12 protein-coding genes are annotated in these 11,938 nt (G+C 35.5%); all 12 read right to left on the reverse strand.

Going from position 1 to position 11,938, the window contains the following annotated elements:
* Position 1: 1 nt before the first annotated feature.
* The 12 genes from BHF70_RS03250 to BHF70_RS03305 all read right to left on the reverse strand — a co-directional run bounded on the left by BHF70_RS03250 (position 2) and on the right by BHF70_RS03305 (position 11,933).
* Positions 2 to 742 carry a segregation and condensation protein A gene (locus tag BHF70_RS03250; RefSeq protein WP_075758934.1) on the reverse strand — a complete coding sequence of 247 codons (741 nt, stop codon included), beginning with the start codon at positions 740 to 742 and terminating at the stop codon, positions 2 to 4.
* Entirely contained in the window at positions 732 to 1,631 is a 900-nt protein-coding gene (locus tag BHF70_RS03255; RefSeq protein ID WP_075758935.1) for a metallophosphoesterase, read from the reverse strand. The genes BHF70_RS03250 and BHF70_RS03255 overlap by 11 nt, the downstream gene beginning before the upstream one ends.
* 228 nt (positions 1,632 to 1,859) lie before the next feature.
* Positions 1,860 to 2,216 (reverse strand): PTS glucitol/sorbitol transporter subunit IIA, encoded by a 357-nt coding sequence (locus BHF70_RS03260; protein ID WP_075758936.1) that lies wholly within the window; start codon positions 2,214 to 2,216, stop codon positions 1,860 to 1,862.
* Between the two features lie 29 nt (positions 2,217 to 2,245).
* A complete protein-coding gene (gene srlE, locus BHF70_RS03265; protein ID WP_075758937.1) occupies positions 2,246 to 3,256 on the reverse strand; it encodes a PTS glucitol/sorbitol transporter subunit IIB in 1,011 nt (336 codons plus the stop codon).
* Between the two features lie 25 nt (positions 3,257 to 3,281).
* On the reverse strand, positions 3,282 to 3,824 hold the full coding sequence (gene srlA, locus BHF70_RS03270; protein ID WP_075758938.1) for a PTS glucitol/sorbitol transporter subunit IIC: 543 nt from the start codon (positions 3,822 to 3,824) through the stop codon (positions 3,282 to 3,284).
* A 17-nt stretch (positions 3,825 to 3,841) separates the two neighbouring features.
* Positions 3,842 to 4,294 (reverse strand): transcriptional regulator GutM, encoded by a 453-nt coding sequence (locus tag BHF70_RS03275; protein WP_230973570.1) that lies wholly within the window; start codon positions 4,292 to 4,294, stop codon positions 3,842 to 3,844.
* 18 nt (positions 4,295 to 4,312) lie between these two features.
* Positions 4,313 to 6,235 (reverse strand): BglG family transcription antiterminator, encoded by a 1,923-nt coding sequence (locus BHF70_RS03280; protein ID WP_075758939.1) that lies wholly within the window; start codon positions 6,233 to 6,235, stop codon positions 4,313 to 4,315.
* 23 nt (positions 6,236 to 6,258) lie between these two features.
* Complete coding sequence (locus BHF70_RS03285; protein ID WP_075758940.1) at positions 6,259 to 7,074, reverse strand: SDR family oxidoreductase; 816 nt, start codon at positions 7,072 to 7,074, stop codon at positions 6,259 to 6,261.
* Between the two features lie 114 nt (positions 7,075 to 7,188).
* On the reverse strand, positions 7,189 to 8,364 hold the full coding sequence (locus BHF70_RS03290; RefSeq protein WP_075758941.1) for a D-alanyl-D-alanine carboxypeptidase family protein: 1,176 nt from the start codon (positions 8,362 to 8,364) through the stop codon (positions 7,189 to 7,191).
* A 235-nt stretch (positions 8,365 to 8,599) separates the two neighbouring features.
* Complete coding sequence (locus BHF70_RS03295) at positions 8,600 to 9,043, reverse strand: NUDIX hydrolase (protein ID WP_075758942.1); 444 nt, start codon at positions 9,041 to 9,043, stop codon at positions 8,600 to 8,602.
* Positions 9,044 to 9,145: 102 nt separating this feature from the next.
* Positions 9,146 to 10,624 (reverse strand): peptidoglycan D,D-transpeptidase FtsI family protein, encoded by a 1,479-nt coding sequence (locus BHF70_RS03300; RefSeq protein ID WP_075758943.1) that lies wholly within the window; start codon positions 10,622 to 10,624, stop codon positions 9,146 to 9,148.
* Complete coding sequence (locus BHF70_RS03305; protein WP_075758944.1) at positions 10,530 to 11,933, reverse strand: FtsW/RodA/SpoVE family cell cycle protein; 1,404 nt, start codon at positions 11,931 to 11,933, stop codon at positions 10,530 to 10,532. The genes BHF70_RS03300 and BHF70_RS03305 overlap by 95 nt, the downstream gene beginning before the upstream one ends.
* Positions 11,934 to 11,938: the final 5 nt, after the last annotated feature.

Here is an 11,938-nt window from a genome sequence, read left to right on the forward strand (position 1 = left end):
ATTACTCCAATGTCTTTATTATAATATCTCCACCAATACAATCCTGATTGGCATGGATTTTCCCCATTTTCATTAATTCTAAAATCGATAGAAATGTTACCACAACTTCTTCTTTAGATTTCTGACTATCCAGTAATTCCAAAAAGCTGATCTCTCCATGCTGTATAATAAACATTTCCACCTGATAAATCTTATCTTCCAGTTTAATCTCTTCCTGCTGGATTTCACCAAAATTACTTCGGATAGGATCCACCTTATTCTCACGTTTTCGCATAACAAACTGAAAAATCTCCCCAAGTTTTTCCAGTGTCACATCTCCAATAACCTGCGAAGGGTCTATTGGTTCCCGATAGGCAACCACCTCTTCGGGAATCTGCTGCTCTCTAAAGAAACTTTTCCCGGCTTCTTCCTTTTGCTTATTAAGCTCACAGGCTGCATATTTATAAATCTTATATTCTATCAATCTGCGTACAAGTTCTTCTCTCGGATCGCCCTCTTCTCCTTCTTCTTCCTGTACAGGAAGAAGCATCTTGGCCTTGATTTTCAAAAGTGTCGCTGCCATCACAAGAAACTCACTCATAACATCCAGATCTTCCTCTTCCATCTCCCGGATATAATCTAAATACTGTTCTGTAATTTCCGAAATGGGAATATCATAAATATCAACTTTGTTTTTCTCTATTAAATGAAGAAGAAGATCCAAAGGACCCTCAAATACATTCAATTTAACATCAATTGCCATCTGCATTCTCCTGTCTTTTTAATATAATGCAGGATATCTCCGGTTTATTGAATAAGCGCAGTTTAATAGAATGATTTCCAAGTCCCCGACTTAAAATCATTGTACTGTCTCCCAGGTGATATTCTCCTGCATCATATTTGGGAAACAGCTGAAATTGTGGCGAAATAACTCCGCCAATGCCCGGTATACGAATCATTCCTCCATGAAAATGTCCTGAAAGAACAACATCACTTCCCCACTGGGCATATGCTTTAAAATAGTTTGGATTATGTGCAAGAAGAATCCGAAATAACCTATCCGGTTCTTTCCCAATCACTTCCACTATATCTTCCCTGGTCATATCTGGAATCCGGAACCTCTGGTAAAACCTTTTGTCCAGATCTAATGCTGTCAGTGAAATATATCCTCCATCCTGCTCCAATACAATTGTCTCATTGGAAATATGCTGGACACCATACTCTTTCAGCTGATGAACATATTCTTTATACCGGAGGCCAAATATTTCTTCATTGCGCATCAGTTTCATCTCATGATTCCCATCAGCATAATAAACCAGATATTTTTCTGCCAGATTTCTCATCAGCCTCAACGGAACATCTGTAGACTGATTCTCTTTTCCAACAACCATATCACCACCTACTAAAATCAAGTTGGGGCAACATTGATCAATTTTCGCGATCAATCGTGAATTGTCTGTTCCAAATTCATTACAATGCAAATCCGTCAAGAAAACAATCCTGAATCCATCAAAGGATCTGGGAATCTTAATAGATGAAATTGTATAATTCTCCACTGTAAGTTTTTTATTCTCGATGTTACTGACAATTACCATCACCGTAACAACGGATACAAAAAAAACTACAGCAACTACTGTTAATAAAGGAATCATAAACACTCCTTTTCATGTCATTCTTAAATTTTTCGTCTTTTGTTATTGTACTAAATGTATGAAAAAAATACAACCCATAGCCCCTGGCGGATTGATTTTATTATATAGAAAATTCAAAGGAATTTCCTATGTAATAAAAAAGCTGATGAAAAGTAGATAATTAAAACTCATCTACATTTACATCAGCCTATAAAAGATGTTTATTTTCTTTTAAGTCAGGAAAATAGCCTATTCAACGATTGCAATGGTGCTTCCGATATCAAGAGCCGGAAGCTCTGCCTTTTCAACACAGATTGTTCCTGGAAGACATTCTCCATCAATTCCATTAAAGTTATATGTAACATGTCCTAAATTTGCAAGGTTTTCATTTGCAACTTCTCCGACTTTGACAATTTCAAATTCTTTTCCATCAATAACAAGTTTGCAGCCTGGTTTTACTTCTCCATTTACCGGGGCCACATCAATAGAATAACAAAAATCTTTTAGTGTGTCCGGAGCATTATCACCAAATGTAACAAAGATACCTTCGCCACAAAACGCATCAACCATAGCTCCTTTTCCTTTAATCGTTACCTGATACATCATACTATTTTCCTTTCTTTTAACTTAATTTATTATTTACTATAAAGTCCAAAACTTGCTACAAAAGCAACCAAAACTCTAGGTACACCGGTAATAAATCTTGAATATAATACAGATGGAACACCAACTTCTACTGTTTCCGGATCTGCTTCTGCAAGACCAAGTCCTACTGGAACAAAGTCACATGCACACTGTGTATTTATTGCAAACAGCGCTGGAAGTGCCAGACTTGGATCAATATTTCCTTTTCCAATTTCAACACCGATCAAAGTTCCAACGATCTGAGCAATTACAGCTCCTGGTCCAAGGAGACAGCTTAAAAACGGAATAGAACAAATAAATCCAAGAATTACTAAACCAATAATATTTCCGCATAATGGCTGCAAAAGTTTTGCAAACCAGTTTCCAAATCCAGATCCCTGAATGATACCAATCAGAAGAGATACGAATCCCATAAATGGAAGAATTGTATGTAACACTGTATTTACAGATTCTTTAGCGGCACTGTTAAAGGTTGCAACTACTTTTCCTGCGCCCATACCGATTTTCTGAATAATACTTGAATTTGAAGATCCACCCATAGTTTCAGATACCTTTTTATCTGCACTATATTTAAATTCTTTTTCTTCTTTTGCAGGCGCTGCTTCCTTTATTGGTTCGGCTTCTCCATCTGCAGATACTATTTCTTTATTTGTTACTCCAGAAACATAAATATCTTCTGTTATATACTTAGCCATTGGACCAGATTTTCCAACAGGGTTAATATTGATCGTTGGAATTCTCTTCTGAGGATAAATTCCACAACGAAGGGTTCCACCACAGTCAATGATTACAAGAAAAATTTCTTCTTCTGGAACTGTTGTTTTAAATCCATTTACAGGTCGACATCCTGTTAATTCTACGATTTTCTGTAAAATATCTGGTTCAGCTCCACCCCCTGTAATATATAATAATACATCTTTTCCCTCTTGCGGTTTTACAGTTAAAGGTCCACCAAACCCTCCGCTACCTTGTTTGATTGTAATTGCTCTATATTCTGACATAGTTTTCCTCCTATACGATTTGCTCCTATTTCAATTCATTACTTAATTCAATGCCCTGCTGTTTCATAACAATCTTTGTTGTAAAATCAGTTGCCCATCCTGAGAAAAAGTTCATTACCAGACCTACCAGCATATAACGCAGTCCTAATTCTGTCATATCCAGGCCAAGAGTCTGAATTCCCTGAGCAATTCCCAGATAAATAAAGATTTCACCTGGATTAATATGAGAAAAAATACCGCTATTTGTATGACAATGATAAGATGCTGAAGCATAGTAGCTTGGCTTCATTCTCTCCGGTAAAAATTTTCCCATAGATAATGCCATAGGATTTCCCAGCATAAATGCTGAAATGAATGGTAAAACACCATATGCTAAAATAACATTTTTGGAACAAACTTTTGCGAATTTATTGACACGATCCTGTCCAATTAATGCAATAATTGTATTCATCAAAATTAACAGCAGCAATACTTTTGGCACAATTCCAGACACCCAGCTGATAAAAGTTTCAGCTCCTGTATCGAATAATCCCATAAATCCTGACGCAGCTTTTATAATAGCATTCATAAAATAACTCCTTTCATTCAGGCTTTTTTCTTATTTATACCGTAGATTTTATCTCCGATTCTCGTTAAAAGTCCCGGTTTTTCTAAGATTTCGCCTCCACTCATAATCGTGTTATAATTGGAAGAAGCGTCTAAGACAGCTCTTCTTAACGATACTCCGATGGTACTACAATGTTCTTTTTTAATAGATCCAACATTTACTCCGTTAAAGAAACTCCATTCTTTAAATTTTGCCAACATTGTAAATCCTCTCATAAAACAGCCATCCAGTATCATTCCGTCCTGATCGATTGCAAACATGACAATAGCACCAGCATAAAATCCACCTTTTGCTTTACCAATAGCAACCCTTCCCATTTTCCGAAGCTTACTATAATATTTGTTAAAACTTTTCATCTGAATCATCTGCAGCAAAAACTGCAGCATTAATGCGACAAAAAAGCCAACTGCAACGATCATAAAATAAGACATCTTCTTCCTCCTTTTTCATTATCTAAAAATATTATTTTCTTCTGCAATATACAATAATAATTCTCTGTAGCTTTTCATTGTTTGAATTTTTTCTATTATATGATAATCCTTTGTTACGGTCAGAATATCATCATAAAGTCTTACAAGAACCATGTCATTCTCCATTTCTTCCGGAATCCCCAGCATAATAACCAATTTTACATCTTTATATTCTTCATCGGTAAGTTTCTCCGGAAATACACCTAATGCCAATGTTAATTTATTTAACATATTCTTTGTATGAGGGAACGCAACATACTGATCTAAAATCATTGTTGAATACTGTTCTCTCTGATGAATTCTTTCTGCAAAATCCTTATCAAGCTCTCCCTGCATGATTAAAGTTGTAGCCATACTATCAACATTTTCTTCATAAGATTTTTGAGAATCCAGTATAAAAAAGCTTCCATCATCTAATAGATTTAAGAAAAGAGAATCAATTCCTCTCCGGATATCTCTTCCTGCATCAGACAGATATTTAATGTTCTCAAATTTTCTTTGAATATATTCTTTATCAAATACTTCTTCCATAAAAATAACAGGAGCTTTTGTATCCATATCAATTTCTGTTGTTGTAACCACAAAATCAAAAGGATCATTTTTATCTTCCTGAAAATTTCCGTTATAGAAAAACTCAAATTCAGGTTCTACATCAAATAATTTTTTCAACTGAATTTCTAACAATCTTCCAATGATCTTACCTGAACCACAAACAATCGCAATCTTACATCTCTTTTGTTCTGGTTCCTGCTCAATCAAAAATACTCCGAAATATGCTGCAAGAAAAGCCATTTCATCTTCCGTTATCTTAATGCCTTCTCTCTCCTCAATAACCTCTTTCCCTATTTCTGCCATCTTAAAAGCAACACTGTATTTGTCTTTAAAATCATCTGTCATTGAATTATGTATATGAAACCCATATTTTAACCGGTTGATCATGAAAAAAACATGATACACAAAATCATCAAACAATTCATTGGCAATTACCGTTACATTCATTTCTGACTTAATTCTGTCGAGCATCTCAATAATAAGTTCTGCCACATCTTCTGAAATATTAATTCTTTGTTCAATTTCTTTTATGTTTGCCGGTGTTCTCATTCCCGCCACTGAAATACATAGAAAAATCCTTTCTTCTTTTGGTATACTATAGCCTTTAACTTTTTCTATCTCATTTAAAAAATCATCTACGATTTCATATGCCTGATTTTGATATAATTCCAAATACTTATCTTCTAAATTGGTTATTAGGTGTCCACTTTCCATCCGATGTATCATAACAACAAAAAAACGGAAGAAAAAACTAAATCCTAAAGCATCCAGAGAAAGCTTTTTTTGAAATTCAAACAATTTTTCTCTTACTACTTGTCCCAATGGAAAGTTTAAATATAATTGTTCATAAATATTTTCCATCAGGAACATTCGTATTTGCAGTTCATCGCCAATCAAGGTTAATCCTGTATTAGCTTTTCCTTTAATCTTTAACTGATATTTATCGATAATCTTACGAAGCCTGTTCAAGTCACCAATAGTTGTCGTCCGTGCAACTTTCATCTCTTCAGACAAATCATCTGTAAGATATGGTTCTTTAGCATCCATTAGCTGCCAGAACAGATAAGCCATTCTGATCTGTGCTGAATTAAACAAATCATCCTGCTGATATATTTTGTTTCGAATTTCTTTATAACCTTTTTGCTCAAAAACAATTAATTTATAATTACCCTTTTGACTGCTAATACATGCATATCCTCCCAGAAGACAATTCAATTCTTTAATATCATTTCGGATAGTCTTTGACGACACATTCAACTTTCCTGCAAGTGTTTCCACATTACAAACAGACTGCATCTCAATATTTTTTAGAATTGATGATATTCTGTTTTCTTCTAAAAAAAGCTTCATATTTATCCTTTCAGTTAAATTTCTTATCCTCTGGTTTTTCCTCCAGCAACATTGACTGTAACACCATGAACATAAGATGCTCTTTCACTTGCCAGGTATACACACATATCTGCAACTTCAGAAAGTTTGCCTGAACGCCCAAGTGGTGTTGTTGATGTTTTTGCATATCCAGCTCTTAAGTCGTCTACTGTAATACCTCTGGTATATGCCAATGCAGATTCATAAGCTATTGTACGAAGACCTGTAGCTTCCATGATTCCAGGTGCAACTCCAACAACTCTGACTCCCTGTTTTCCAAGTTCTTTCGCCCAAGATCTTGTCAATGAATTTACCGCATTTTTGGATGCTGCATATACACTTTGTCCTTCAGAACCTTCCAGACCACTTTCAGAAGACATGTTAATGATAACTCCTTCTCCCTTTTCTACCAGCACTCTGCCAACGGCCTGTGCACAAAAAAATACACCTTTTAAGTTAACATTACAAACTTTGTCCCAAACTGCTTCATCCAATTCATACTGTCCTTTCGGATCCTTTGGATCAACCAGAAGTCTAGGGATATTAATTCCTGCATTATTGATCAGCACGTCAATTGTTCCAAATGTTTCTTTTGTTTTTTCAACCATTGCCTCAACATCTGCAACTTTTGTTACGTCAGTCTTTACATACAGAAGTTTTCCTTCTGCTTCATCCATTTCGGGAGCCTCAGGAGCCATGTCAGAAATCACCACATTGGCTCCCACATTCAGAAATCCCTGTGCCACTGCTTTTCCAATACCAGAAGCACCTCCAGTAACAATTACTGTCTTACCTTCAAGTTTTAACCAAGATTCGCTCATTATAATCCTCCTTTAAAAACCTGCGTTTCTTTGTTTCATGAGCTTATTATAATGAGCGAATACAGAATAATTAATGTTGTCATTTTCCAGCCAGAAGAAATTTAGTGTATTGTTTTAAAAAAAGTTTTCTGCAACTTTCAAAAGGCAACTAAGGTAGTTCATCTTTTCCACATTTTCAGTAGCTTTGATATCCTTTTTAATTAGAACATCTTCTCCTCTTTTATATATAATTATTCCAATCCTCTGTCCTTTTTTTACAGGAGCTGTTATTGGATATATTTTTATCTCCTTTTTGATTTTCTTTTGATCACCCTTAATATTTATAATTTTTGTTTTAATTTCAGATGGATAGGACACTGTCTCTTTTTTTCCTTTTATGACTGGAATTTTCCCAATTTCTTTTGCTGAAATAGTGTCTTCAACAACCTGACAATTAGCAAATCCATAATCTAGCAGTGCACTTGCATCTTTTATTCTTGCCTTTGAATCATCACTTGCCATAACCACTGCGATCATATCTACTCCATTTCTGGTGGCAGTTGCACTAAGACAGAATTTTGCAACACTGGTACTTCCTGTTTTTAATCCCGTGCATCCATTATACTGTCGAATCATCTTATTAGTATTACTAAGACTAAACTCCTTTGTTCCTTTTCTTGTGGTATGTGTAAAAGAATCCATCCATATTTTTGTATATTTGAAAATATCCGGATGCTTTGTTGTTAATTCTCTTGACATAAGTGCGATATCATATGCAGTTGTTACATGACCTTTCTCATCTAAACCACAGGCATTCTTAAAAGTTGTATGATTCATTCCAAGCTTTTTTGCTTCTTTATTCATTCTTTTAACAAAACCTTCCTCACTTCCTGCGATATGTTCTGCCAATGCAACAACTGCATCGTTAGCACTGGATATTACCACACATTTAATCAGTGTTTCCACTTTTTGTACTTCTGAAGGCTCTAAAAATACCTGTGATCCACCCATAGATGCTGCATGTTCACTGACCGTTACCTCATCTCCAAGTTTCAGACGCCCACTGTCGATTTCTTGAAATATTAAAAGCAACGACATAACTTTGGTTACACTCGCCGGCGGAAGTTTTTTATCTTTTTCTTTCTCATAAATTATTGTGCCGCTTCCTGCCTCCATCACAACCGCAGATTTTGCCGATAAAGATAGCGTTGGTACCGTAGAAGTTACAATTGCTTCTGGCTGATTTCCATAGACAAAGGTGGATGTCATCACTATAAATGCCACAAAAATCCCCATAATTCGTTGTTTCATTCATATACCTCTAACATCTTATGTTACAGTTTAGTATCTGGTAAAATTTTTTATACACACAAAAATATATTTTATGCATTTGTATTTATACGAAATTTTATTTTGTGCTTTGATTATAAAATTTTCGTACTATTTTGTCAATAAAAACAAGGCAGATAAGTTCTTTCCCAATGTAAAAAAACTGCTGTAAAACAACTGATCTGTCAGTTGCTTCACAACAGTTTTCTTAATAATACTATCTGCTTCCCCATCGGTTAGAAGATTTTAACCTTTTATATTCTTCATATGCTTCTTTCAAAATCTCCTTCTCATTTGGGAATTTTAATAAGTGGTAAGCCTCGTGAAATTTGTAGTACCCTGAGTCCACGAAAAACTCTTCTTTCTGCGGTTTGGAATGATAATTTCCCGCTTCCATTAAATACCAGTGAACACTTTTCACAATCTGTTCATGAAAAGAATAAAAAGAATATTCACTTTTTCCAACATATTTAACAATCAAAGCATCCACATCCGTCTCTTCTTTTACTTCCCTGAGAGCGGTCTCCTCGTGTGTTTCTCCTTTCTCAACAGTACCTTTTGGAAGTACCCAGCCATCGTAACGGTTCTTGTAGCTTTTGTACAACAGCAAAATCTTTCCTCTAAATATTACGACACCACCACAGCTCGTTGCCTTTGTCATAACAACCTCCTGTCTTCAGAACATTCTTTTTGGTTCTGACCAATGTGTGTCCTTATCTCTGAGAATATTATACCGTGATTATTAGATGATTTCAACTGTCCATCAGTCAAAAAAAGCATGGAAAACTTTATCAGCCACTGGTGCTGCAACTCGTCCTCCAGAATCACCATCTTCCACAAGTACACTGACAACAATCTTTTTCCCGCTTTTCTCCGCACATCCAATAAACCATGCATGAGAATCCTTTGCACTGTTATATTCAGCAGAACCTGTTTTTCCATAAACCAGATATTGTGATGAATAAGCTCTGGTTCCAGTTCCCTGGGTAATAACCTTTCGAAGCATTTTCTTTAACTTTGTACATTCTGTTTCTGTTAAAGGATTGGATATTTCTTTTGTTTTTGTCTCTTTAATTACACCACCATCAATATTTTTTACCTGATTCAACAGATATGGCTGCATCATAACACCATTATTGGCAATTGCACACATGACCATAGCATTCTGGAGAGGTGTAATCAATGTCTCACCCTGACCAATTGCCGTATGCGCCAACTCATTGATACCAGAATTCTTGTTAAAAGAAAAACGACTTTTATTTGCCAGTAAATTTATTGGTACTCTGGAATCAAACATCAAATCTTTTGCCAGTTCTGAAAATTTTCCTTTATTTAAAGACTGTGCCATATGCACAAATGCAGTATTACAGGATTTCTCCATAGCTTCTTCCAAATCCACTGTTCCATGAACTGCTCCTCCATAACAATGAATAGTCAGATCACCTACCTGTGTTGATCCATTACATGTATATCTGAAATCCTGATAATCGTCTTCATGTTCTCTCATATATTCCAAAGCTGTTACTACTTTAAAGGTGGATCCCGGTGGATAAAGTCCCTGAGTTGCACGATTTAACAAAAGAGAACTCTCACTCTCATTTAATTCCTGCCAGTTTTCCTTTACCAGCCCCGGACGAAAGTCCGGTTTAGAAACCATGGCATATATCTTTCCACTTTCCGGATCCATAGCTACCACTGCTCCTTTTTGTCCCTGAAGAGCATTGTAGGCAGCTTTTTGAACTTTGGTATCCAATGTGGTATATACATTATCTCCAATACTTTTTTGTCCACTTAAATTACTTGTAATCTGTGAAAAAATATTTGCATTGGATGTTAACAGATCAAAGTTACACTTTGATTCCAGCCCCGATTTCCCTTTATCATTGTATCCAACAACATGTGCAAACATTCGACCATAAGGATAATCTCTCACTTCTTCACCATTTTCTGTAATAGTCTGAGCAAGTACCTGTCCATCACTACTGATGATTTTCCCGCGAACAACTGTTTTTTCTAGTTCCTGAAGTCTCAGATTGTGAGAGTCCGTGATAACTTCTTTACTGTCAATTGCAACAAAATGAATAATATAACCAATCAGTGCCAGAAATAATCCAACAAAAATATAGGTTATCTGCAAGATTTGACGGTTAGCTCTTCTTTTCTTTCCTGGTTTTTCCCATTGGTCTTTCTGTAACGGATTCTCTTCCATATTCTTTTGCTTCTTCCGCTTTAATACGTTCATGTTCTTCTTCCTCGCTATCTGCTAACATATGCAATCCCTGAATAATATTCAGAATAATCAATGTACTAACAACTGAAGTTCCTCCATAGCTTACCAAAGGAATGGTAACCCCTGTTGATGGAATAAATTTTGTAACACCACCAATACTTAAAAATACCTGAAACAGAAAACATACTCCAAATCCAAGGCAGAGTAATTTATTAAATAACTTTCTGCTTCTGGTAGAAATATCCATAAATAATATGAAACAGCTAATCAATACAAAAATCAGACATAGTCCAAAAATCGCACCGAATTCTTCGCTAATAACCGAGAATATAAAATCTGATTCTCGTACCGGTATATCAAATGGACGCCCCATACCAAGGCCCATGCCAAACCATCCTCCTGTACCTATGGCAAAAAGAGACTGACAAACCTGTGTTCCTCGTCCTTCAATCATAGAAAAAGGATCTCTCCAGACTGCCACCCGAATCTGAACATGAGAGAATAAAAGATTGGCAATCACTGCTGCCAGTGAGCCTGCCGCCAGTCCTCCTAACAGATAAGATGGTTTTGCAGTGGCAACATACAGCATCATAAGATATATTACAAAATATAATAATGCTCCACCTAAGTCTTTTTCAACTACCAGAACAAGGACATATAACGCAGCAATTACAGTTATTTTGACTAAATCTCTAAACTCTTTTGCCTTTGATAACAGTGCTGCCGAAAAGAAAACAAATATAATTTTTACAAATTCTGATGGCTGAAACGCCAAAGGTCCGATACGAACCCAATTATAGGAGCCATTTTTCTGAACCCCTATTACAAAAACTGATGCAAGGAGTACAAACCCTGCAATAGCATAAAACCATCCCAGTTTACTCCAAAACGATATTTTTTGCATCATTAAAGGAATAAGTGAAGTGACAATAAGACTTATCGCTGCAATAGCAAATTGTTTCATGGCCAGTTCAAATGATAACCTTGTTAAAATAACAAATCCTACTCCAAGCAAAAAACAGGTATTATTAATCAGCAGTCTGGAACATCGCTTATAGATTTTAGGAAATAAAATCATCATAATTTCAAAAAATACGACCTGAGCTGCAAAAAATATTAAAATTTTCAAATCAAAACTTCTTAAAAATAAAACTGCATAGCACAGAAACAGGAAAATAAACATATAAATCACCTGGTTATCAAGAAGATCTCCCTGTCTTTCCCTGTTTTTAGGTCTAAACATAGTAAAACAGGATAATGTATAAACCAGACACATGATTAAAATTAAATATTTTGCAATGACCGTGACAATCTGTATCATACCTT

This window comes from Anaerostipes sp. 494a (assembly GCF_001940315.1).
GTDB lineage: Bacteria > Bacillota > Clostridia > Lachnospirales > Lachnospiraceae > Anaerostipes > Anaerostipes faecalis.

Excerpts from the sequence above, each read along its gene's own strand:
- BHF70_RS03250 (WP_075758934.1), bottom strand. The coding sequence starts at position 742 with ATGGCAATTGATGTTAAATTGAATGTATTTGAGGGTCCTTTGGATCTT.
- BHF70_RS03255 (WP_075758935.1), bottom strand. The coding sequence starts at position 1,631 with ATGATTCCTTTATTAACAGTAGTTGCTGTAGTTTTTTTTGTATCCGTT.
- BHF70_RS03260 (WP_075758936.1), bottom strand. The coding sequence starts at position 2,216 with ATGATGTATCAGGTAACGATTAAAGGAAAAGGAGCTATGGTTGATGCG.
- srlE (WP_075758937.1), bottom strand. The coding sequence starts at position 3,256 with ATGTCAGAATATAGAGCAATTACAATCAAACAAGGTAGCGGAGGGTTT.
- srlA (WP_075758938.1), bottom strand. The coding sequence starts at position 3,824 with ATGAATGCTATTATAAAAGCTGCGTCAGGATTTATGGGATTATTCGAT.
- BHF70_RS03275 (WP_230973570.1), bottom strand. The coding sequence starts at position 4,294 with ATGTCTTATTTTATGATCGTTGCAGTTGGCTTTTTTGTCGCATTAATG.
- BHF70_RS03280 (WP_075758939.1), bottom strand. The coding sequence starts at position 6,235 with ATGAAGCTTTTTTTAGAAGAAAACAGAATATCATCAATTCTAAAAAAT.
- BHF70_RS03285 (WP_075758940.1), bottom strand. The coding sequence starts at position 7,074 with ATGAGCGAATCTTGGTTAAAACTTGAAGGTAAGACAGTAATTGTTACT.
- BHF70_RS03290 (WP_075758941.1), bottom strand. The coding sequence starts at position 8,364 with ATGAAACAACGAATTATGGGGATTTTTGTGGCATTTATAGTGATGACA.
- BHF70_RS03295 (WP_075758942.1), bottom strand. The coding sequence starts at position 9,043 with ATGACAAAGGCAACGAGCTGTGGTGGTGTCGTAATATTTAGAGGAAAG.
- BHF70_RS03300 (WP_075758943.1), bottom strand. The coding sequence starts at position 10,624 with ATGAACGTATTAAAGCGGAAGAAGCAAAAGAATATGGAAGAGAATCCG.
- BHF70_RS03305 (WP_075758944.1), bottom strand. The coding sequence starts at position 11,933 with ATGATACAGATTGTCACGGTCATTGCAAAATATTTAATTTTAATCATG.